Genomic DNA, 23,107 nt, shown 5'->3' with positions numbered 1-23,107 from the left:
TGTAGTTTTCCTTGGCAAACTTTTGTAGTTGATTGAAGTTACTACCCGGTACCATCGCAGCAATATGGTCATGGTTGAACTGTTTCTTTTCTAGCGTCTTGAAACACCATATAAAACCATATGACAGTAGAAACATTAGGAGTGGAACAACAGCAACAGAGAGCATAAGTAGCTTAAAGTTTTCGTCTAGTCGCTTGGTTCGGTCTTTGGTCTTAATATAAGGTGTTGCCAAGCACCAGCTGAGCACTACTGTCATCAATATTAAAATAACAAGAAAAGTCATGGTGTAGCCAACTGGTTCAATAAACGTAAAGGCAATCCACGCATAACAAGTTAGGACGGTTAAGGTCCACGAAATGATGTTTAAAATGATTTTTGTTTTCACGCAGTTAGCATCCCTAATCTATAAAAATAAATGTGGCCCATTAAACGGGCCATATTGAGTCTGTTCTCTTCATCATCGCCAATCTGGTCGATATAAATAATTAACAAATCATCAAAGCTAAAAACTTTTCTTAAAAATTTAAGTTGGCTGCACACCAGGATAATCGTTGTAGTTGCCATCAATAAATTGATTGGTCGATTTACTGACATCATACCAAATCGGCATGCATTTCGACTTGTCACTTTGATCGATGGCCATGTATGGAAGTCCTAATTCGTTTTGAATCAATTCAGCACCCATAAATGGCTCAAGAACCTTCATAGGAATGGAAAACAAACACTCAACATACCCATTATCATGAATGACCTTCCGACTGGCTTTAGAAGCACTGTCAAAGCGCAATGCATTCCACAAGTGAGAAGCTTCATTGATGGTATGTGGTTGTTTTAGGTAATTAGGATTTTCAGACGCATAGATCGACAGTGTATTCACATCAATCATCAGCTTAAGTACACCTGAACCGACCATATGTTCAATCGGTATATACAGCATGATAGCGCCGTATCCTAAGCTTCGTTTTTTAGCATCTGGATGTTCACCAATACCACCAATAACGCTATGAATAAGAATAGGTAGAGTTGTGTTCATTTTATAAACCTTTCAATAGTTTTGTAGCTCTTTATACATTTGATACCGCGTATAGCAGATATATAACACGGCGATGTTAATAGAGATTGCATAAAGAATGATGATCAGGTTGGCACCCGATAATTCATCATATAAGGGCGAATAAAACGCATAAACGACTGAGAGTTCAGACATTAAAATCCAAAAAAAGCGGATAGAGGGGATATATCTAAAAGCTTCACTTTTTGCTTAATTTGTTTTTGCTGACTCATATTTCTCACCATTAGATTACAGCCATTAATATTGATTAATGACTTCATCCATCACATAAATTGAGTAGTTGTACTGGTCTAAGCGATATTTGCTTTCTTCAGTATGTTCACTGGCCAATGCTTGTAGTTGAGTTTCGTTCATGGAAGAAGCATAGCGGTTACGGATTGATTTAAGCTGGCTCAATTCTAAACGTCCAGTACTCTTGGTCAGATTGCTGACAGTTGTGAATAGATCCTGGTCATATTCTTGCAATTCACCATACAGCCAAGCAAGGTGTTCTGCATTGATGTATGGGTTATTTTTTTCATAGTAGTTTTTCAGTTTGAATAAACTCAAACCACATATGAACACAGCAACTATAAGGCTAATGACAAGCCCCTCACCGAGTTTAAGTAGGTATAGGAATATAAAGATACTAATCACGCCAATGGCAATAGAGATATATCGCATGGTTTGATTTTGGAACATTTCTAACATGGGCATTACTCACTTTTTGTAATGTTGTTTTGATAAAGATGGTCTATTTGAGCGATGGCAAGTTTCATGCGTTCCGTGGTGCAAGTCAGGTCGTCATCAAAACGATGGTTGAATTCAACAATCCCCTGTTCTTCCATGTCTTGCATTTCACGCTTAGCATTACTTAAGCCTTTTTCTATACCAACCAGATTCAAGTTAAAGAAGTCTTCTAGTAGCTTTTCACTCTCAATGATTTGTTTGAGCTCAGTAACATAGACTTCAGTTTTCTTTTTGCTGATTTCCGCAGCCATCGCATAACGAAAGTTGCCGTTTACAACAACAGTTTTGAGATCTGGTGAATATTCGTTGTATTCACTTGGAATTCGACTAACGGACTGGACGGCGTGACTCCAGCCATACTTCTGAAAATATTCAATTCCCGTCATGGTATATACCTACGATTGTTCTTTTTTAAGTTCAATAACAGCCAATAACGCTTTGTTTTGGCGTTCCAATTCATATTGTTTTTGGCGGTCTACATTTTGGCGATCGAAAAGTTCTCTAATCTGCTGTTTGTAGTGGTTGTCATAGTACGAATAGGCTTTACGTTCTGCTTTTCTACGTGCAATGCGAACTTTGGGATGCCAGTTGAATTCTTTGTCGTCTGCATAACCCCTCATGAACTCAACCAGTTTGCTATCACCACGCATTTTACAAACCTTAATGAAGCCCATTTCTAAAACTGTAATTGGCGCACGGCGCGGATCTCCAAACTCCCAACGCCGTTTAATCCCAAAGCCACACATCTCTATTTGAACCGTAATCATGGTTTAACCTTTATCAAATGTTTGAGCTTCTGGATCTTCGACATTAAATCTGGACCATCACTTTCATGGTAAACAAGGTGTTCATTAACGAATGTGATAAAAGCATCCAATTCAGTTTGAATCGTTGCCAATTGATTGCGTAACCACTGGCATGTGGCTTCATCTTGTTTTATCGCCGTTTCAAGCAATCCTCTCGCATGTTCATAGGCATTTGCCTCACCTTGCGCCACCATATCTGCAGATGATTTCCAATCGCCCCATTTCTTATTCCAAAAGTCATCGAGCAACTGCAGTAATTTTTCCACTTCCAATTGGTCATCGCTGATGGCTGGTGTTTGCATTTGATAGATAGATTTTTTAGTTTCTACTTCACTTTGCATCCAACCATCACGAAAAGCTTCCCATTTCGCCTGATGCACCCAAGAAGAATAATTGCCACTGGCCAACAGACTACCGACCACGCCGTATCTATTTTCAAAAGCGCTACGAGCTTCAATTTCTGAAGCAATGTTTTCATTAGTATTTTGCGTATCAATCATGCTGACTATCCCCATGAAGCAAAGGCACTTGTAATGAGATTTTTGTTTCCTTCATCTCATGAAGTTTTTGAATCGCACGTTCTGGATCTATCACCCATGCATCAAAGAGAAGTTGAGTGACAAAAGAAAACTTCTCACCAACTTTGCGGAACGGTGCGCCGTGGCTATTCAGGAATTGTTCAAACACAAGATATTGCTGTTCGATGGCCTGGTTAAGTTCAAACAGGTCAATACAGCCCTCTAGCAAGTTGTACTCACCTGAAGCATTCGGCATAAACATCCATTTACGCTCATGGGTTAAGCCATCTACATGTAGGTAGGCATGTTTGTTGAGACTAGTCCACTCAGGTTTCATCATGACGTAGGTGTTGTACTCGTCATCTTCAAGATAGTTGTAGTGGGTAGCATCAACGGGTTTCTTTGCTAAAACAGAAATGGCCTGTTCAAGTGTCAGACCGAGAATGAGTGCATGTGGTGTAGTTGATGATTGGTGATCCATATTCCCTACCCCTTAGATTGTCGGGCTAGTCGGTTTAGGACCACTCAAACAAACTTCGTTTTGAACGTGATTGTAGATCTCAGCCAAGTGAGGGCGTGTGCTAAAAAATTGATCTTTTGATGTATCAGAGAGGTTAGCACTCATGATGGTGAGTAGTGCTTCATTTTTGAATTGCGCTTGAACCGCCGTCTTTAATGCACCATTCAATGAAGCATGCAGATTGTTGAATAGCGAAATAACACGGGCATTCTGATCATTCTTTTTGAAGAAGATAAAATTAACTTCACGTTCACGGAAAAACACCAGCTGATATTCAAGCCCTGATTCTGATAAATCATTCCCCATATCAATCAATGCATCATCTGGTACGGCGAACGCAGCGTATTTTGAATCAAAGTTTTGAAGTGCTTTATTTGAGATTAGATTCAAACTTACTTTGCCTTGAATCGGCACACATTGGCTCAGTTTCTTAGCCAAGTAATGTGCAGCAGCCATGTGATGTGATCCACCAGCATTTTGAACAAAAATCTTAGGACTCCAGCCATAGATAAAAAATTGATCAGTGGTTGTATCTGGAGAGTTCAATAAACGGATTTCTGGCCATAACAACATTCGATCTAAATTTTCCATACTCACATCACTAATGTAATCAGGGCATGCGTTTTTTACAAAATCATCAATGCTACGGTACTGGCTTAAATCCGACTTGGAATTTGAGAAGCCCCCAATTTCAGATAGGTCAAGTAAGCATGGTGTTTCAAGATGAATGATTTCTGCAAAAATCGGATTAAATACTTCAGCCAATTCTTCAGCAAAGGTAGAGATGTAGAACGGCTTATGATTTTGCGTATCTTGACCAAGGTAGCTGATGGAATCGTTATCTTTGGCATGTGGATTCAAAACAATGTTTTTGCCTGGTACAAAATTAGTAGGAGATATACCAGTCATACAAAGAGAATCTTTGATTTGATGAAAAGGGAAAACATCGGTCATGGCGATGCTGTCAGAATTGACTAAACGGGTATCAATAAAGGGTTTTAACTTGAGATTCTTATAAAGCTTATGTTTTGCTGAAAATACCGAAAGTAAAGTGTCTAACATTTTAAGCACTCCATTGATTAATGCTTTATTAAAACTAATAAAGATATATTAATACAGAAAGTGCTTATAAGTATTTTTTTGGAAAATTAATTTAAGAATTGCGGTTGAGTGGTATTAGTTGCAAGTGGTTGTACGGCGTTGTTATCGACAGACTTTGAGTACTGTTGCACTTCAACAATTCGCACACCTTTAACGTGTAAACGTGTTTTATAGTCAGTCATTCCAAGTGTTTGTAAGTTTTCTAGCTGTTCTTTAGTCATTGCCTATATCCTGTATATTGGATGTGATTTAAGGGCAATTTAATTGATGTATTAAGGATTGTAAAGGGTAAAACACAGTTCATTAAACTTTTTATGAAATGGTATATACCGATTAAGCCTAAAACAAAACAAGGTTTTAAGAAGTGGTTTAGTTATGTTTAAGAATATGCACGTTAAAACTAAGTTATTATATTAAAATGCATCTAAACTAGGGTTAAAACCAAACTGGATGCCAATATGTGTTCAAACATTGAATCTTACGCCGTGAACCTATCCAATGTACCTAAAGCTATCTCTTGCTTGAATATGTATGACTTTCAAACGTTAGCACTAGGACCAACCTATTTACCCCGATTTATCACTTGCAGATCGCCACATTCCATATACGGCGCTATTGGTTGCATTTGATGTGAATGCGTCTGAAAAGTTTCGCTTAATCGAAATGATGGTGCCTGAAGCCATTCCGCTGTCGCAGTTGTTGTTATTGGCCATATTCAATGAAACGCCGTATAAGAGCGAATATGAAATAGCCCAATACATGCCGAGTGATGAATTAAGGCGTATTAAGTACAAACAGCTCACCCAAAAAAACTAAAGGCTGGATAACCAGCCTTATGTCTTCTACATGGATGCGTTTAGTCATCCTTTTTTTTGATTGTAATGCCTGATCGTAATGAAGCTGAAGAACCTTTTGAACCAAGTATCACCAACAATTTTTCAAAAGTAACGCATTCGTGCGAGAACGGGTTTTTCATCAAAGCTTTTTCAAACTTAGCTGCATACTGTTGTTCTACGAATTCCATTTCATTTTTAGTGCTATGTGAGATGGCTTGATCAAGACTGGCTTTGTTTTCCGCAATGTATTGTGTCTGATCTTCAGGTTTTACATGGCGTGGTATCTGAACAAGCTGATATTCAGTAATTGGCGCAACGGTTAAGTCATATCCTGTTAGGATCTCTTTCAATTCATCATAGTAGCTGTCTAGGTTCATTGGTGTGATAACGGCGCGAGTCACAGTTTCAACATCACTTTCCTGTTGAGCCTGTTCAGGTTCGCTTATACGTTCACCATAGATATTAAATTCAGCATCAAGATCCGCATTGTTGTAAGCACCAGCTTCTACTTGAGGTGAAATATCAGAACCCCTACCGAAGTACTGCAACTGTTTTCGGTTCTCAATAGTCTGGTCTTTATCACTTGCTTCTTTTTGTGCTGAAACAATACTTTCACGGTGTTTTTGTTCTTTGGAGATTTCACCTTTCGCCGTGGACGAAGACATTACTGTTCTTTGACCAGGTGCCATCCCTTCAGGTGTGATGGATTCAAGACGTCTTGCTTCAAGAATCTGATGTACAAAATCTTGAGTAAAGTCTTTTACCGTGTTGTTGTTTTCGTACAAGGTGTTATTGAGCTTTCTGCAGATCTCAAAATCACCAAGCGCCGTGACATTGGCAGATGAATTGTTGTCTGTCAGTAGCGTGTGTTTTTCCTCAATCTCATGAATGAAGTCTTCAATTTTTAAAGTAGGATCGTAGATTTCAGATTTTTGGATATTGAAGATTGGGCAAAGGTCATTTAAGCGTAAGTACTTGGGTTGATCACCAGCCACATAGAACGCCAACATTGATACGATTTTAACGTCTGAAGTTTTACCACCTTCCCCTTTAGTTGATATGAGCAAAGTAAATTCGCCGTTGTGCTGTCCGGCAATTTGTTCAATTGTCACACGTTTTTCTTTGGCGAACTGGACTTCTGTTTGTGGTACCGAACGGTTGAATACTAGACCTTGATACATATTGATTGAGTTAACTTTACCTTGCCACTCTTCACCAGCAAAACCATCAACCAATTTGTATGTTGTACTTTCAGCACCCGAAGTAGTACGTCCAATGGCTTTAACGGTCGTGTTACCCCATGTAGCAGCTGCTTCCTCTTTAGATCCACGTTCAATATCTTCAAATGTTTGAGCACCGAACGTAATAGAGAAGTTAAGCGAACGTGCCTGAGCTGGTAAAACCGAAGCACCGACAATAACGATGTAGCCCCATTCGTCCAAAAATAGCTTAAATGAAGTAGAGGCGTTGGTTGGTCGTGCGTCAATAATGGCACGGCGTAAACCTTCCATTTTGTTACCAAGGGAACCAGCCATCATTTGTTTAATTGAGCCAATGATTAATTTTCCGAGCATTTTGAGTGAGTCTGGTGAACGCTCAAGAGCTGGTAATGGCACAGTTAAGATACGGCGGTTAAGTACAACGTCAAAAATATCAATATCACCGCCATGCTCTACACCAAAGATGTGACCATAGTTAAACGTCAAGTCGTTAATCGCCTTGGTTAACTGCATGGTGATATAACCGTGTTGCTCACGGGTTTTGGTTTCTTGTTTCTTTAACTTTTTAGGGTTGCTTGAATAACCAGGTAATGAAACGAGGTAGCCTTGAAGCTGTTCAGCCACACGTTCAAAGTCAATCCCGTATTTATCGTTATGACAAAATACCAATTCTTCAAGTGCTTCAAGTTCCATGTATTGCGTGAATACTTTTGGTGAAAGCTGAATGAAGCCATTGTCACGTAGATAGACCAAAACTCGTGTAAGTGCAGCGATAAAGGCCATCGCACGACCTTTCCACATGTCACCACCGCCACCGCCTGAGTCATCAAGCAAGTTGATCAAGAATTCAATCAACATCCCTGAGCTGGTGTTGCTCATTTGGTTCATTGAGTTGGTCATCTTGTCGGTTTGTGCACGTAGCATGTTACGACCTGAGGTAATGAAGTTGATCGTTAATAGATCCTCATTACGCCCAAAGCGGTTACATAAACGATAGTGGTCTTGTTGAGCCTTGGTATCACCTTTTGCGTCTACAAAGATATAACCTGAGTTTTGTACGTACTGGTTGGCACAGTTACCTAGCATGTATTCTGTTTTACCCGAACCCGTAGTACCTAACACAATTTGATGTGTACGGTCATCGGAGTTGGATGCATAAACAGGTAGACCAGTTTCACGGCAACGACCAAGGTAAGTCACACCCTCACCTTGTAGCTTATCGCGATTGGTACGTGCGTATTCCAAAAAGGCTTTTGGATTGTCCAGTACGTCATCTTTTACGCGTGATGTAATGTCAGTTGACGCATCCAGTGAGTTTGAATGCAACGGCGCACGGAATGGCCACTCAAAAAAGTAATCATTCGGATGTGTGTAGCGTTTTAATAGGTAATACGCGATCCCTATAAATATCTCACCGCCAAACGGAACAACAAACAAAATAACTGCAATAGCACCAAGAACGCCAACCAAATAATTAGCGCCGTCTGGCGCTGTAAGTTTTAAATGGATTTTCTCTAAGCCTGATCGTGTATCACGCTTAAGCGAACTAGGTCTGAACTTTGTTTGTGTGCCGTATTTTTGTGTAGAAGCCATACTTTGCGACCTACTCTTTTATCTTCAGGATAATAGGCAAAGTCGTTGTTTAACGACCTTACCCATATCCAAGCACTTCAATGTATATACCAATTAACGCAAATCTATATAGCTGATTGGAGTTAAGAAGAAACAGCTTCAGACTTACGTTGGTTCAGTAATTTTTTCTTCATGTTTTGCTCAAGTTCATAGCGTTGATATTCAACAACCATCTCTTGTGCCATGGTAGAAATCACTGAAGCAGTTGCTTTGTTTTCGTCAAAGTCCGTGCCTTTATTTTTGGCATTTTTCTCAATCATGGTACGCCGTGTCTTAATCTGGTTCTTCGCACCTTTTGGGTAAAATTGTGCAAGGACCTTCAACGCCTTACCACGTTCACCGATAAGGTCATACGTGTAGTTACGGAGCGCACGTTCATCGGGATGTGTACTGAGTGACCATAAAAGGATTGGACCAAGTGAAACGGTATATAAGCCCGAACATTCCATTTTTTCGAGTTTAATTTTACTGAAGTACGTTAAGCCTTGATCTGAGAAACCTACGTTACCTGAACCAAGCGCATCCATTTCTAGTTGAGTTAGACCGATACTGTCACGAATAGCTTCACGAGATTCGCGTGTACCAGGATCGACAATCACATACGCCGTAGCAAAGCCAACCAAGTCTTTAAAGTCTTCTACTTTGTGTGATGCCAAGTTAAGACGAGCACCCCATTTACGCAATGTACGTGCGTCTTCAGCCAATTCTTCTAATAGGATTGGATCGCCTTTCGCAACGTGCAATTCGTCATAAGACATAATTTTGCGGTCTTCAAGAAGCTCATTAATCAGTTGGGTTGCATATTCACGATAAGCTTGTGGGAATTTTGGAATATCGTCACGGCTCACGGCGAACTTACGTTTAATGAACATCCGTACAATCTGGAAGAATAGCGATGTAGTTTTAGGATCTGATGATGTCGCAACTTCGTTTAAGTCGATAGAAGCTACACGAGCGTTACCAATGTCAAAGTTGGTGTGATAGAAGAATGCTGGATAGGTATTTTGTGCAGCCATAATCTGATGCGCCAAAAAGTCCAGTGCTCGTTCATTATCAATATGAACATCACTCCAAACATCTAAAATTGATGAATCAGAAAGTGTTTCAATCATATCGCCAATAGTCGGCATTGCGTAACGGTGAGCCAACGTGCGTCCACGGATCTCATTCAATGAATGGAAAAGATCACGTAGAGCGTAATAAGAAATATCCTTACCTTGTTCAGAATGTGGCTCAATCAGTCCGTGTTTTTCCATGATGCGATCTAGTTCTGGATCTGCAAAGCGCATGTACTTACGTGCTTTATGATCAGCATTCGTATCATCAGCAAAATAGAATGTACGGCGTAGGACCGCACCAATAACGTCAGAAGTGTTTTTGGCTGGTTGCCCTTTCAATTCAGGCGGTGTTACCAATGAACTTAAAAACGCTGTCATTTGACGCATTTCGTAGTTCAACGGGTAGCGTAAGCCCATGCTGAATTCAAGCGGATTAATCGCTTCTTCTTTTGAGTTTTTAATACGCTTATAGATGGCATAGTGACGTAGCTCTTCAGGCAATGAATCTTGCACTGTTTCTACTAACCCACGGCTTGACTCACCCACATCGACAATATAGGTCAACGGGATACGTTCGTTACCAGGCATCATGATGTCCTCAAGCATGCCTTTGTTCATTGTGACCGATTTACCCGTACCCGGTTTACCAATGTTAATAGTCGTCCATACAGTCACTTCATTTGAGAACGAATCAAGAATAATCAGTTTACCGTCCAAGGTTTTGTTGAGCTGATGCCCTTTATGGAATGGTGAGTTAATACGTGTCAGCGGTAACATGTAGAACACATCAAACAACGGCGCTGGTGAAATAGGTGCGTGATTACGTACCATCAAGCCCGGTATATGTGATGCCCAAGTCAAAATAGGATCGCCAGCCTGTTCCATGACTTTTGCACCGCCCCACGCTTCAAAACTCTTCCAAAGCTTTTGGCGCCGTCCTACAAGAATGTTTACACCATCTTCGGTATTCGGTGCCCATGTCATCATGGTCATTTGCAGACCAGCAACAGTGTCTACTTGATCTAGGTCATTTTTAGTGGCCATCAAAATGTTACCAGCATTACGAATGGCTTTGTTTTGTGCCGTCATAAAGTGAATAACGCTTGATAACGTGCGTTTCATCATGGTTCCAGCCATACCATCACCAGTAATACAGTAACTCACCGCATATGGGATAGAACGGATGTTACCGCTAGTGTCGTGCGTTTTGGCCTGGTGTAATAAGCGGAATAGCGTTTCAAACGTATTCGTCTTCGCTGGATATATATCTACCATCAATGGCGCATATACAACGCCGTCAGTGATAACACTTCCCACTGGATAGAATGAACCTTGACTTGTACCAGGTAAGATCGCATTCGTCATGAGTTGTTCTGAGATCGGTTGATACAAAACGTGTGACGCATCATCTTCTGATGGTATTTCTTTCCAACGCATCGGTAAGCGTGTATTCAACATCGGCACAGACAAGGTGAAGTCATCTGAAGTTGAATGTGAGGCAATTTGTTTTTTAATCGTTAGACCAGCTTCAACAACATTCAATACTTCATAGATTGCTGGAAATTCTTCAGTTGAGAGTGAGTTTAAGAATTGTGAGACAAAAGACTCATGGTGTACGTATAAGCTGTCCGATGATTTAAGCATGTCTTGAGCATTGACCGTACTTGGCATTGTAATTTGCGACAGTAGCTTTTTACGGTTTTTTGAGTCTTGAGCTTTATCGATTGGCGATAGTAAGGTTGGCTCAGAGATTAAAGCGATATAACAGCTTTCGTTAAATACACCGCCTGAAATGGTTTCTGTCATTTCATCAATGATGATGTCTAGATTCATCGCACAACGCGCCGTGGTCGCCTTTTGCATGGCGTTCAAGTCATGAATCGCGTATGGCGTCTCATGGTCTACTTTGAACGCTAGATGAATCGTATGTCCACGGTCTTTGAAGTAGTTACGCATGTTGCTCGTCATCAAACCAATTTGACGGCTGAATGCATCACCACTAATTAAACTCTTAATCCCCTTATATTCGATGATCGTAATCATTGCACCAGTTTTTGTGACAAACGTATGTTCGTCCGATACTGTTTCTAAATCGCAATAATCCTCCACGTCAGCTTTCATGCTTTGTAGGAATAACATCAATATAATTTCAATCTTGGAGTAACCAGTCTTTTTATAACCAGACTTCTCAGCTTTCTTCTTACTCATTTAAACACCTTTATTAATTCACCTTTCTACGTCTATCTTTGATTAGACATGCCTTTAAGCATTAAGCACTAAAAAATGGTAATTCTCTTAAAACGTTAATCGCACTGTCGAAATCCTTATTTTGAATTGCGACCTCAAGACTTTTAACAGAGGGTTTTAAGCTTGTATCTAAAACCAACCTTAATAAAAGCTCATAGAAGGTACTGTTAAAAGGGATATTATCATTTTTTGAATTAGTAAATACATCAGTTTTAACGGTTTCGTCCTCTTTTAATTCGACATACTTCTTAAAACTATTTAGATCAAACACTAAACCCTTATTAAGCAGTTGCCAAAACGCCATTTCTAAAACCTCTTGGTTTTCCCCTAAAGTACCCACCTTGAAGTTTAAGGAACCTGTATTTTTAAGTTGGAAGTGAACCTTATCAAGCTCTATGTAGATCTCTTTGTTCTGGTATAAGCCCTGTTCGTGGAAAACTTTAGACACCGATAGCTTTAAGTTTTGGTATATACAAAAAGATTGCAGCGAACTCATTTTTAAGTTGCCCGTATCTATCTGGTTTGTCGCATCTTCTACGGACGTTGGTAGATGTATCATCGGAAAGTAGCGTGTCAGTTCTTCAGACAGTTTCTTTTGTTCCAAAACGCTTATAATTGATAATGGATTGTCAAATCCAAAGTTGGTGCTCAGTAATTTCTTATGCTTCACACTCACACTTTGCTTAACCTGTATTTCAACGTCTAAGCCACTCAGCGCCGTTATTTTGTTTAGGTGTACCAAAGTGTCATCCAACAGCAAACAATCGCTGTTAACGGGGATATTCATCAACAGTAGCGCTTTAATCAGTGGATCTTGAAAATGCCCCGTTGAGTCTTCACCAGTTGTTGTCTGATTCCCTATCGCTATATGTACAACATAGAGTAGCATTAGCGTGTTAGATGTATGACCAGTGTCGCGTGTCGTTGGTATATACAAATCGTTCAGGAAGTTGAAAGCCTCAGTACCTATAACGCATAAGCGAAATATCGATAGCTGATCGTGCGTTTCCTTTGGTAGTGCATCTATCCCAAGTTCCCAATATTTGTAGATGTATGGACCAATAAATGAGTATTCATCATCATTCAATATGTCCGTCTCAAATACGCTATCCAATACCGCTATATCATTCACTATGTCAGGCTTAAATGGCTGTAACACTATGCCCGATATAACGTCTTCTAAGCTCATATCTATGTATTCGGTATCTGTTAAGCATTCTGTCATTTATGTGAACTCACTTATCACCCAAACCCTTAAATACATCTAGTGTTTGGTAGTACTCATACTGCTCGTCAGTAAAGATATTCGGGGAAAATACTATGTAGTGGTTTGGCAGATTAAAGCTCTCGTATGCTTCGTCTGATACCTTTTCCAAAGCTTTTGCGAGTTGATACAAAGAAAAGTTTTTATTCTCTTTGATGGCATTCAAATACCACTCTTTGTACTTGCGGAGCTGGTCTACGTAATCAACGTTCGCTACCAACATATCTTCTTGCTTGGCTTCTTCATATTCAGCCATTGTGTTGAACTTAATGTCCGTGAAGTACAGTTGGGTATCAATTGTTTGGGTTCGTGTCTTAATCGCATTAAACGCCTGTATATCCTCAAACATATTACGTGCGTATTCTGCTTCAGACATCTTTGTAGGATTAGGGCGTTGATGGCGCTTTAACGGCTCTACAAGCAAGCTTTGGCGATGTCGCCGTGCGAACTTAGCAAGCTCAGGATCTTGGTTGTCAGACTTATGCGATAACACCAGTAATGCACGTTGATATTGATTAAAGATCTCTTGAGGTATGTTCGTACTCAATACGCATATTTCAGCTTTCTTTTCCAGTGATAGTGCAAAGATGTGGTTTTGTGCATGGCATAGCGTACAGACCGCTACAATGTTCTCAGCCGTATGGTTGCTATGATCGCCGTCTAAGTGATGTGGCTCTAAAAAGTATTCGTCATAGAAATCACAAAAATAGCATTTAGCTGGTTGTGAAGACATTATTTGCTTTATTGTCTCATTGGTTTTAAAACCATCATGGATAGTTTTATCTTGACGTATCTCTTGCTTGTCGTTTACGCCGTTAATAGGTCTTAAAATACCAAACTTACGGTTTATATGTTTCACTTAAACCCCTTAATACTATTAAGTAAGGTCTAATTAAAACATGTATATACTATTTTTAAAATAAAAAAAGCGCAGCCTAAGCCACGCTTTTAAACTTATTTATTATTGTATTACGCTTTACCAGTAATAGTGTTCGCAGCAGAGAACATGATGAAGCCTACGATTGATAACGCACCACCCACACCAATACAGATCCAAGCAGTTTTCTTTTTCTTTTGTTGATCTTCTTCTGATGTATACATCATATACAAACCAGTACCAACTAAGCCTAAACCAAGCACCATGAACACTACGATTAAGAATTTATAAACGTTTTGACCTAATGTTTCACCACGGCCTAAGATTTCATTCGCATCAGAACCAGCAGCGTGTTTTCCGTAAGCTGTACCACCTGGGTTCCATGTGCCAGTGTTTGCATATGCAACTTGACCCATTAATGCAGAAACAAAAGCTAAAAACATTACTTTTGCGCGGAATGCAGTCGCTTTTACAGTGCGAACTGAGTGTTTTACTAATGATACCATTGTCATTTTCCTTTTATTTAATATACGGGAGCTAATCTCCGCACTGTAATTAAACATTCTTAAAACCCTATTGCTTTAAGTTGCTTAATTTTAAACTTCTCGTTAAATATCTTCAATATCTTATACAAGGTTTTTAAGAAACTCTCACCCTATTTTAAGAAGATTGTTTAAAATATTGTAAAAAAGGTTCCTCCTATTTGTGTTCCAAAGGTATTAACAAAGACATCGTGTACGTCCTGAACGTATACGCATAATACACCTGTTATAATTAAAACCCATGCTTTGCGGTATGTCGCATTGCCTTGAGCATCAATTTTCTCTACAAAACCATATAAGCCACGAGCTACGGCTATAATCCCTACCAGTTGCGTAAAACCTACAACCGCCGTAACGATATATGCACCTAAATCATTAGCACCAGCATCAGGCAAGTAACTTTGTACCGTTACAAGTTCTATGCCATTACCACCAAACAATGAAGAACCTAGTGCACCAATGATATATCCGTCATATCCAAGTGATGCAAAAGCACCACCGATAAGAATCTTCAACAATGCCCCACCAGTGGTAGGCTCTTTCATTCCATGACCAAAGAACTTTTGTTGAGGTGATGATGCTTGCACTAAGTCAAAAAGCGCCGTGCCAGTAATCACCAACCCCGTTACAACAAAGCAAATGCGTATAAAGCTTAGTAGTGGACCGTATATGTTTAATATCGCTTTAACTATATCTAATGCATCCACGCTATTTTCCTTATTTCACCCAAATGGCTTGTTCGTTTTCGTCAACAGCATAGACCGTGCGATTGTCTGGCATCTTCTGACCTACATAGACTGTATATGTATGGTTTTGAGAATCTGTCATCCAAGCGCGATCGCCTACAACCGCAAAAGCATCCAAGCGTTTTGCACCTTTTGGAATTGATAAGGTTTTAGATCCCGATGTACTTAAAGCCTTTTGCTTAGTCTGGTCTTTAGCTATTTTGATTAAACTAGTCTTTAATTCCTTAATTGCCTGTTCTTGCAATTCAACAAGGTTTTTAAGATCGTCATTTTCAGCTTTCAGTTGTTCATTTTTGATTATGGTTTCTGATTGAGCAACTGCAGTTTGTTCGCCGTTTTGTACTTGCCCATGCGCTTGCTCTTTTTCTTTCAAACGTTGTAATAAAATAAGTGCATTCGTACCCTGACTTTGATAGAAGTTAATTGCCTCTATTCCTAGATCAGAATCAATCGGATACGACATGGATTTGTACATAATCATGTATTGACCAGTGGTAGGATCTTTAAACACAATATTTTCATCAACAATGAACGCCGTATCATCAGCAATACTATTGTCCTTTAAAGGTTGTTGATTTTGATTGTATGTTGCTTGTGTTTGTTGAATGCCTTGACCAACAGTATCAATGGATTCTGGTGTTTGTTCTGGAGCAACTGCCGTGCTGACGTCTTTTGGTTTACTCATTTGTATCCAAAAGAAAGTACCAATCATAATTAAGGCAATAACACCAATAACAATAAGAAGTTTTGGAGGAATACCACCCTTCGCACGACCTTCGCCTTTTTGGGGTTTGCCTTCAGCATCTTTTAGATTTTTCTTTGCCTGTTCAGCAGTCATTTGATTATCAGACATTTCGCTTACCCCTTACTTTTCGGTGTTGTTACGTCAGCATCAAAAAAGACTTCAAATACTTTTCCGCTGTTAACGATATACGTAGTTGGTCGAACTGTTGATGTACGTGCCATGTTCGCCATTTCCGTACCAACGTTACCAATGATGTTCCCGGCAATTTCTTTATCGTTTGGCTCTTCCTTCGTGCTTACAACATTGCCAGTATTTGTGATTTGGGTTGTACCAATGTTTTGATAGGCTTGTCCGTAACCCTCAAAGATTCCAGCAGTAACCATACCGCCAAGCTTTTGCAAAGTGTGTTTTTGGACTTTATCAGCCATGCCCGATTGTTTTGTTCCAAGAGTTAAAGCTCGTACTTGGATTGCATACTCTTCGCCCTTAAACAACATACGGGTAAAGTTAAATTCAATATCCGCAGTATTCAGACCAACAGTACCAATAAGTTTTGCGCCGTTAAATTTACCGCCAATAACAGTAGCAAATAGGTTTTTACCTTTATCAGTATTCACACCTGTATCTAAACGCGCTTTCATTGTTGTACCAGCTTTAATGATTGCTAGTCCTTTAGTAGATTCGCTAGTCGTATTCGCAACGTTCAAGCTTCCAAGGTTTTGTTGCCCTTCCGATGCTTTAGTGTTGTGTGAATATTTATATGTTGAATATCCGTTGACCTTGTTCTTTGTATTAGAAAACGCAGCAAGTTGATCAACAAAAGCAGTTTGACTTAATTCACGCGTTGCAGCATTACATTCTGCATAAGCAGCTGCTTGTTGGCTATATACATTAGCAACATCATTAGCAGCAGATGAAGCATGTTCATATTGTTGCGCGTAGTTAGTTTGATAAATCGGTGCGTTTTGATTAGCACCGTTTTGTGTTTGTGGTTGTTGTGGTAGACCACCGCTAGTTGGTTGAGGTAATGCACCACCTTGATTTGCCATATTAGCTCTGGCCATCTGGTCAAGTTCAAGCGTAATATTTGGTGTACCACCTGTTGCAGAACCGTTTACAGGTTGCCCATTTGGACCTGTAATAAAATTCTGATCGTTCAGATCGCCGTTTGGATCTTGTGTTGCAACTGTTTTAAATTCGGGCAAATAGCTTTCACCATTTTTGCCAGCTCGAGCAGCTTCTTCAGCTTGTTTTTGACGTTCATATTCTACGTATTCAGGAGGGATAACATTTGTACCCTGTCCTTGGATTTCTGGTGTAGCAATAGCAACCTGATTATCTAAAGCTAGTTGGTCACTTTTCCCCATTGGGTTAAACATAAAAAAACCTAATCCACCAACTACTACCAAACCAATAATTGCAACAACGCGAAAGCGCGTATCTGCAAAAACACGTTTTTTGTTAGCAGTTTTAATACTTGTATTTTTCAGTTTTTTAGGTTGGTCTTCTTCTGAATGAACTTGGTTTGCAGAAATAATAGTTTCATCGGTAGTACCTACTTCAGTGCTACGACTAGAATTCTCTTCAATGTCATTCGGGTTATTTTGTTGGTTCGTTGAATCCATTTTTAATTCTCACTTAATGACTTAAAATGCGTCTTCGAGGTAAACAGTTTTAGGTGTACCGCCAGTCGTTGAAAATGTGATGTACTTCAGATCTTCAGAATCTTCATAACGGAAGATCTTCATACCGTTGTTAGCGCGGAAAGAACTCAAAAAGGCTGGTTGAATAACACCAAAGTTACTACGCACATATATATAGCCACCAAACTTCCAAGCACGGACATTAGGACTATCAGTTCGCATTTCAACAGCACCCTCAGGCGCTAAGCCATCCATAAATTGCAAACTCACACCATCTGGAATAATCGATGTTTGATTGCCTGTTGAATACATAGCTTTGGCTGTTGGGCTTCGACCAGGTATACGTGCGTCTACACGAACATCTAAATCACGTTGGCCAGTAGCTAACATCAAAATTACTGGAGCACCCAATCCCTTTAATGTGACCGTTACGTTTCCGAAAGCAGCTGGATCTAATGGTTCGATTGAAAGGATGTTAGTTTCAGGGATTTCGTCTGGCTCTTTTTCGTTTTGCTCACCTAAGCCATCTGAGAAACGTCCACGGTCCAAAGAAATCTTTTCAATGTTCCATGGATTTCCTGAAGAATCGGTAAAGACAATAGTAGATAGCATGCCAGCGCTTAAACGAATTACTGGCGGTTCCTCACCAGGGTTTAATGAAATACCCAAACTACGGGTTTTCGCTTGTGGCGTATTTACATAAGGACTAGAAAGGCTTCGTTTTTGTTGCAACAAAAGTCCTTTAACTATTTTTGTTTGCTCAGGTGTGAACTGCAAACCAACAAGATTGTGAACCTGTCTGTCAATTTCCGATGCTGTATCAACTACCTCAGGTGCAACCAAAGGAGATTGAGCATCCGCAAAAGTATTCGGAGGCATATCAGCAGCATTAACTATTGTAGTTAATGCAGTAGAAGCAAAAAGAGCCAAAGATAATTTTTTCAATTTCATAAGTATCATCCAATTAACGCGCTGGAGTTAACGTAATTGTCTTAACAGCAATACCGTTGTAGTTCAGATAAGAACGTGGATGCTCAACAATAGTAACTGTCGCAATGAAGCGGTGAGTCTCTTTAGGTTGTTTGTCACCTAAGAAGAATTGAGTAGTGATAGGAACACGAACAGTCCAACTAGGTTCTGCAGCATGTAAATCACGGTTTTCGATTTGTGGAACATCAGTAGCAGTAGTTCGCATCGTTAGGTTGTTTTGTACGATTGTGCCAACTGTTTGTGATTGAGCGATTTGCTTCATCAATGAATCTTTACCGCCCTCAGTGAAATACATTGAACCAGCATTGTTAATAACGTCACGCCAGTTCAAGAAATCAAAGTTGTAGACAGAAAGAATTGCACTCTTACCGAATTCAGAAATAACAACGTCAGTAACGCGAGGGTTTTTTGATGCTTCGATTGGACAGATAACCGAGTTATCTACTGTTTGAACAGCTTTGACTTTTGGGTATGCATTAAAGGCAGCAAAAATAATCATCGCAAGAACAGCACTCACGATAAAAGCGAAAAACACGAAAACAAGCCATCGTCTTAACTTTGCAATCTCCTTATCTTTTTCATCCACCTGTTTTCTGAGCCAAAGACTAGGATCACAAGAACCTATTTCAGCGTTTTCATTAGATTTGTCTTTAGACACAACAGCACTCCTATTTCGCTGGCTGATATATAACAGATGGAATTGGACGATCTGATTTAGAGCTAAGCACACACTTAACTGGTGTGCCGTCATCAAAAACCAAAGATTCAAAATCTGTTGTGGTGAGTTTAAAAGCTACAAAACTAAGCGTTGTTAAAACGGTTAAAATGCACAATGAGGCAAACGTACTAACCAACACTCTTAAAAGCCTTGCGTATTTTCTTTTACCTATTATTGATACTTCAGCGTAAGGAGAACCCCATGTTGAAGTAGTCAAATTAGTTTTAGAGTTATCCATTTAGTCAATCACTAAACCCGACTTTAATTCGTCCTTATAATAGTCGGTATTAAACTCATTTGCTATATTAAGATCAAAATAATAAAAGGTATCTAGGTTATTAGCTAAAAGTGTTTTAACAAATTCATGGCTACCATTAACGTTTTCAATAGAATCTAAAGTAGGCTTTATACTAAAACCACTATGGCCTCTCCACTTTCGCCCATAAAAGTTAGAAGCAGTATCTTTACCAGCATGTCCAAAAGCACCGGCTATCACAAACTTATCAATACCCTTTACCTTAGCATTTGCAATACATTGATGCCTTGTACTGTATAAAGTAGGTCGTTGATCTTCATTAGTTAAAACCTTGCCTCTAAGCTTAAAGTAATTGATATAACTTAAACGTAAACGCTCTTGCAGTATTTTAATAAAAGTCTGTTTTTCATCCCATCCAAAGGTATAGCCACTACTTTTATTTAAACTAGATACCTTTCTCACATACCTATTTAGCAAGTTCCAATAAAGGTATATCTTTTCTTGATCTTCATGTTTAAGGTCATCAAGTATTAAATACCTTTTAAGTCCATTAGCCCGACCATGTGTAGCCTTGCCATTTTCCACAATCATGATCAGTTTTGGTCCTTTTACTGCACAACAGAATGAAACGGAAAACCACTCAACAGGACGCAATCCAACAACAAGATTGGCATCAACAAAAGCAACCATCATCCGATCAAACTCACTAACCCTGGTGTTACTCTCGTTCTTATGCTCGAATTCTCTTACCAAGTAGTTGTAAAACGTGCGTTCAAAGTACTTTGTTTTCAGCTCAGAAGTACGCTTAGGTTTGTCCTTATTAGCTGTATATTTTGTGTTAATGATTCTTAAATATAATTCTTCTAAAAAATATTCATCAAAACCAGCATCTATATCTTCATCATTAATAGAGCCATTATTTAACTCATTAAGCTTTAGACCGATTCCATACACTAAATATGCACGATATGTTCTAAATGTAGATTCCGCGTAATAACCATTTTCAGATTTAGTTTTAAATTCAGAATATATGTTTTCATATAACATTTTTAAATCTAGCTCTGAACTATCTAAATGTTTATCAATCTTTTGCTTAAGCTCAATATCATATTTAGTCTTAGTAGAATACGGAAAATCTTCTATACGACTTGTGTATTCTTTTAATGTCTTTGGATAGCTATTAGGATTCTCAAAACTGCTCACCACTACCACCCTTAATCCACATGCAAAACATGAGCACATACTACAACGTTAAACACCTTTCTAAAAGTACTCGTTAAAACGTTTTTCACTTTAAGCAAAATGTTTTTCACTTTTAAGCCCAATAAATGCAAATGTCTTTTTTGACTCCTCTCTTGTTAGTACAGTGGAAAAATCAAAAAAATGAAGTTGAGAAATCATAAAAACACAGTGGACCTTTTTTACAGTGAAGTGCTTGATATGCATAGTTTCAATAGTCTTTTGCCAGTTGTGATGCCTTAAATTTTTAGGGAAAAATACGATCTAAGCCTATCATTATTGCAGTTTAATTGGTGTTTAAGGTGTCAAATCTTTATATTTAAGATGCACAGCACTAAACCATAAGGTAGGTTTTTATAAGTAGCAGTTTTAATGACTTTAAACTTTTAAATTAGGAATGGTATATACCAAGATGCATTTTTTTTCAAACAGTTTTTATCAATTTATTTAATATTAAAGAAGCTGGCTTATAAATAAATTGTATTATCACCAATAATATTTTTAATATTAATTAAAAAAAGCATATAAACATCTTTATTAATATACTTCTATACTGTAAAATATAAATTACAGTATTAACAATATTTTAATTAAAAAAAGAATAAATGTACTTTGTTATTTTCTGTATAAATTATATTCTAAAAAAAGAACAAAAAAGAATAGAAAAGATAATAAAAAGAAAGAATAAGACTATAAAGGAATATAAAAGATGTCTAGCAAACTATAAGAGCTCATTTACTCTCTATAATTGATTGAAAAAAGTACGTTGTATTTCCATTTCAGATAAGTACTACTAAAAAAAAGCATTGTTTTGGACAGACAATGCACTTAAAAAGAGTATTTTTTACAGATTTGTCTTGTTTAGGCCAGGTACGACTGCCTGAAGAACGCCCTTAGATATACGTTAAAGCTTATAAATTAGGTTTAAGCGAGTGCCTAAAAGTCGGCTTTATACCTTTTAAGGGATTTTTTATAATTAAAAAAGTGCATTTTAATAGTTTTTAGACTAAAATCATTTTGTCTTTATACCCACTTAATCTGGAGTAAAAATGAAGCACAATAAAAAGCTTTTAAGCGTTCTTGCAATTGGTTTAATGATGTCTGGGTGTGCTAGTCGTGATGTAACTCAATTAAACGTAGCAAGCCCTTTATCTATTATATCTGAAGCATCTCAAGAGGCTTTAATTGCACAACAGAACTTAAAGAACTCTTCTGCAATTCAAATGCAAACTGTTCAGAAGAAACAAGGTAGCATCAACCATGACCTTTTAAATATCGACTACATAGGCGATCCAATACCTTTAATTAAAAGTATTTCTAGCCAATACGGATACCGTTTTGTAGAAGCTGGTCCTACTCATGAGCTTCCAATTGTTAATTTTAATAAAAAGCGTCTTACTGGTGTAGAAGCTTTACGCGATGTTTCTGCATATTTAAATACTGCTTCGATAACTCTAGATCATCAAAATAAAAGTATTTTATTGACTTATAACTAATACCCTTTAAATCCTTTTATACATATCTGGAGTTTTTATGGACTACTCTAATAATGCTTCATTACAAGAGCTACTAAACCCATCTAACCAGTCTTCTTTAGAAGTTCATGTTAGTAATGTTGAACAGCAAGCTCGTTATGAAGCCATGCTTGAATTAGTTAAGCAAAAAGGTATTAAGTTAGGGATCAATACTTATTTAAGCAACGCTCGTGAGGTCATCAAAAGCCAAGAGCGTAACCTTGATACAATCTTTAACTTTAAACCTTACATGATCAAAGATGTTGTTGTTCCCCCGGTTATTATTGAATCAAAAGATGTAACTGAGACACCTAATGCCATGTCGTACAAGACGACTAAGCAGACTTATAAAATCTTGAAACAAGCTCGTTTCAGTAATCGTGCACCTGATTGGCGTCAGTACCTTGTTTTCCCTACACTTGATAGCAATGTTGATTACGTGACTTTCATTCCGAAAGAAATGTTACCAGCTAACGAACAAGAACGAAAAATATGGAAAGAGACTGCTGCTAAGTCTTATGAAATGGGTTTAGTTGAGGGCCGAAATATTGTTGAAGATGCAGTAGATCGTCTTAAACGAGATTATTTGGGGATGGTTACTTTCCATAAGTTTGTTTTAGAGGGCAAGTTATCAATGCCAGCAATTAGCAGTCAATCACTGGCTGTTTCTTCTACACAAGACACTATTGCTCTTGATATGAAATTGCTTCAAATCCAACAATTACCGCAGTTCAATTCAAATATTGAAACTTGGAAACCAATTCTCCAACCTGAACAAATTGCACCTAGCTATCAAATTCCAAAAATTAACCTTGTTAGCGAACCTTAAGTTCG

23 protein-coding genes and 1 pseudogene are annotated in these 23,107 nt (G+C 38.5%); 3 read left to right on the top strand and 21 right to left on the bottom strand.

Annotation, left to right across the window (positions count from 1 at the left end; genetic code table 11):
- The 9 genes and pseudogenes from ACY3FQ_RS17875 to ACY3FQ_RS17835 form a co-directional block, all read right to left on the bottom strand.
- Positions 1-385 (bottom strand): annotated as a pseudogene (locus ACY3FQ_RS17875) (hypothetical protein); the annotation flags it as partial.
- A 138-nt stretch (positions 386-523) separates the two neighbouring features.
- Entirely contained in the window at positions 524-1,033 is a 510-nt protein-coding gene (locus tag ACY3FQ_RS17870; RefSeq protein WP_005005975.1) for a hypothetical protein, read from the bottom strand.
- A gap of 276 nt (positions 1,034-1,309) precedes the next feature.
- Positions 1,310-1,762 (bottom strand): hypothetical protein, encoded by a 453-nt coding sequence (locus ACY3FQ_RS17865; RefSeq protein ID WP_033917408.1) that lies wholly within the window; start codon positions 1,760-1,762, stop codon positions 1,310-1,312.
- Positions 1,763-1,767: 5 nt separating this feature from the next.
- Positions 1,768-2,187 (bottom strand): hypothetical protein, encoded by a 420-nt coding sequence (locus ACY3FQ_RS17860; protein WP_000145713.1) that lies wholly within the window; start codon positions 2,185-2,187, stop codon positions 1,768-1,770.
- Positions 2,188-2,196: 9 nt separating this feature from the next.
- Positions 2,197-2,568, bottom strand: coding sequence for a hypothetical protein (locus ACY3FQ_RS17855; protein WP_005005929.1), 372 nt, complete (start codon positions 2,566-2,568; stop codon positions 2,197-2,199).
- Positions 2,565-3,107, bottom strand: coding sequence for a hypothetical protein (locus ACY3FQ_RS17850; protein WP_005005928.1), 543 nt, complete (start codon positions 3,105-3,107; stop codon positions 2,565-2,567). The genes ACY3FQ_RS17855 and ACY3FQ_RS17850 overlap by 4 nt, the downstream gene beginning before the upstream one ends.
- Positions 3,100-3,606 carry a hypothetical protein gene (locus ACY3FQ_RS17845; RefSeq protein ID WP_005005926.1) on the bottom strand — a complete coding sequence of 169 codons (507 nt, stop codon included), beginning with the start codon at positions 3,604-3,606 and terminating at the stop codon, positions 3,100-3,102. Before ACY3FQ_RS17845 ends, ACY3FQ_RS17850 begins: the two co-directional genes overlap by 8 nt.
- 12 nt (positions 3,607-3,618) lie before the next feature.
- The gene (locus ACY3FQ_RS17840; protein ID WP_042892355.1) at positions 3,619-4,707 is read right to left on the bottom strand and encodes a DUF6685 family protein; all 1,089 of its coding nucleotides are present in this window, start codon (positions 4,705-4,707) and stop codon (positions 3,619-3,621) included.
- A gap of 86 nt (positions 4,708-4,793) precedes the next feature.
- On the bottom strand, positions 4,794-4,967 hold the full coding sequence (locus ACY3FQ_RS17835; protein WP_005005921.1) for a hypothetical protein: 174 nt from the start codon (positions 4,965-4,967) through the stop codon (positions 4,794-4,796).
- Between the two features lie 409 nt (positions 4,968-5,376).
- Here ACY3FQ_RS17835 and ACY3FQ_RS17830 point away from each other — a divergent pair, with 409 nt between their 5' ends.
- The gene (locus ACY3FQ_RS17830; RefSeq protein ID WP_058952567.1) at positions 5,377-5,562 is read left to right on the top strand and encodes a hypothetical protein; all 186 of its coding nucleotides are present in this window, start codon (positions 5,377-5,379) and stop codon (positions 5,560-5,562) included.
- A gap of 40 nt (positions 5,563-5,602) precedes the next feature.
- Here the strand turns inward: ACY3FQ_RS17830 and ACY3FQ_RS17825 are convergent, their stop codons facing one another.
- From ACY3FQ_RS17825 to ACY3FQ_RS17770, 12 genes are all read right to left on the bottom strand, one after another.
- On the bottom strand, positions 5,603-8,395 hold the full coding sequence (locus ACY3FQ_RS17825) for a type IV secretion protein DotL (RefSeq protein WP_489774575.1): 2,793 nt from the start codon (positions 8,393-8,395) through the stop codon (positions 5,603-5,605).
- Positions 8,396-8,517: 122 nt separating this feature from the next.
- The gene (locus ACY3FQ_RS17820; protein WP_489774573.1) at positions 8,518-11,700 is read right to left on the bottom strand and encodes a hypothetical protein; all 3,183 of its coding nucleotides are present in this window, start codon (positions 11,698-11,700) and stop codon (positions 8,518-8,520) included.
- A gap of 61 nt (positions 11,701-11,761) precedes the next feature.
- The gene (locus ACY3FQ_RS17815; protein ID WP_489774571.1) at positions 11,762-12,964 is read right to left on the bottom strand and encodes a hypothetical protein; all 1,203 of its coding nucleotides are present in this window, start codon (positions 12,962-12,964) and stop codon (positions 11,762-11,764) included.
- A gap of 10 nt (positions 12,965-12,974) precedes the next feature.
- Complete coding sequence (locus ACY3FQ_RS17810) at positions 12,975-13,862, bottom strand: HNH endonuclease signature motif containing protein (RefSeq protein WP_024160797.1); 888 nt, start codon at positions 13,860-13,862, stop codon at positions 12,975-12,977.
- 110 nt (positions 13,863-13,972) lie between these two features.
- On the bottom strand, positions 13,973-14,386 hold the full coding sequence (locus tag ACY3FQ_RS17805; RefSeq protein WP_024160796.1) for a hypothetical protein: 414 nt from the start codon (positions 14,384-14,386) through the stop codon (positions 13,973-13,975).
- A gap of 167 nt (positions 14,387-14,553) precedes the next feature.
- The gene (locus ACY3FQ_RS17800) at positions 14,554-15,129 is read right to left on the bottom strand and encodes a hypothetical protein (protein ID WP_005005910.1); all 576 of its coding nucleotides are present in this window, start codon (positions 15,127-15,129) and stop codon (positions 14,554-14,556) included.
- A gap of 10 nt (positions 15,130-15,139) precedes the next feature.
- Entirely contained in the window at positions 15,140-16,021 is an 882-nt protein-coding gene (locus ACY3FQ_RS17795) for a hypothetical protein (RefSeq protein ID WP_044110982.1), read from the bottom strand.
- Between the two features lie 5 nt (positions 16,022-16,026).
- A complete protein-coding gene (locus ACY3FQ_RS17790) occupies positions 16,027-17,538 on the bottom strand; it encodes a DotG/IcmE/VirB10 family type IV secretion system protein (protein ID WP_489774568.1) in 1,512 nt (503 codons plus the stop codon).
- A 21-nt stretch (positions 17,539-17,559) separates the two neighbouring features.
- Positions 17,560-18,507, bottom strand: coding sequence for a DotH/IcmK family type IV secretion protein (locus tag ACY3FQ_RS17785; protein ID WP_005005900.1), 948 nt, complete (start codon positions 18,505-18,507; stop codon positions 17,560-17,562).
- Between the two features lie 13 nt (positions 18,508-18,520).
- Complete coding sequence (locus ACY3FQ_RS17780) at positions 18,521-19,204, bottom strand: DotI/IcmL family type IV secretion protein (RefSeq protein ID WP_005005897.1); 684 nt, start codon at positions 19,202-19,204, stop codon at positions 18,521-18,523.
- A gap of 10 nt (positions 19,205-19,214) precedes the next feature.
- The gene (locus ACY3FQ_RS17775) at positions 19,215-19,502 is read right to left on the bottom strand and encodes a hypothetical protein (RefSeq protein ID WP_024160792.1); all 288 of its coding nucleotides are present in this window, start codon (positions 19,500-19,502) and stop codon (positions 19,215-19,217) included.
- Positions 19,503-20,723: a hypothetical protein gene (locus tag ACY3FQ_RS17770; RefSeq protein WP_227518656.1), complete on the bottom strand. Its 1,221-nt coding sequence runs from the start codon at positions 20,721-20,723 to the stop codon at positions 19,503-19,505.
- 1,085 nt (positions 20,724-21,808) lie between these two features.
- On the opposite strand from ACY3FQ_RS17770, the gene ACY3FQ_RS17765 reads away from it, so the two are divergent.
- Both ACY3FQ_RS17765 and ACY3FQ_RS17760 read left to right on the top strand, forming a co-directional pair.
- Positions 21,809-22,255 (top strand): DotD/TraH family lipoprotein, encoded by a 447-nt coding sequence (locus ACY3FQ_RS17765; RefSeq protein ID WP_044103272.1) that lies wholly within the window; start codon positions 21,809-21,811, stop codon positions 22,253-22,255.
- Between the two features lie 37 nt (positions 22,256-22,292).
- Positions 22,293-23,102 carry a type IV secretory system conjugative DNA transfer family protein gene (locus ACY3FQ_RS17760; protein ID WP_234694086.1) on the top strand — a complete coding sequence of 270 codons (810 nt, stop codon included), beginning with the start codon at positions 22,293-22,295 and terminating at the stop codon, positions 23,100-23,102.
- Positions 23,103-23,107: the final 5 nt, after the last annotated feature.

The organism is Acinetobacter sp. AB03 (genome assembly GCF_058107045.1).
The sequence above is the reverse complement of the archived record's forward strand: the minus strand, read 5'-3'. Positions and strand labels throughout refer to the sequence as shown.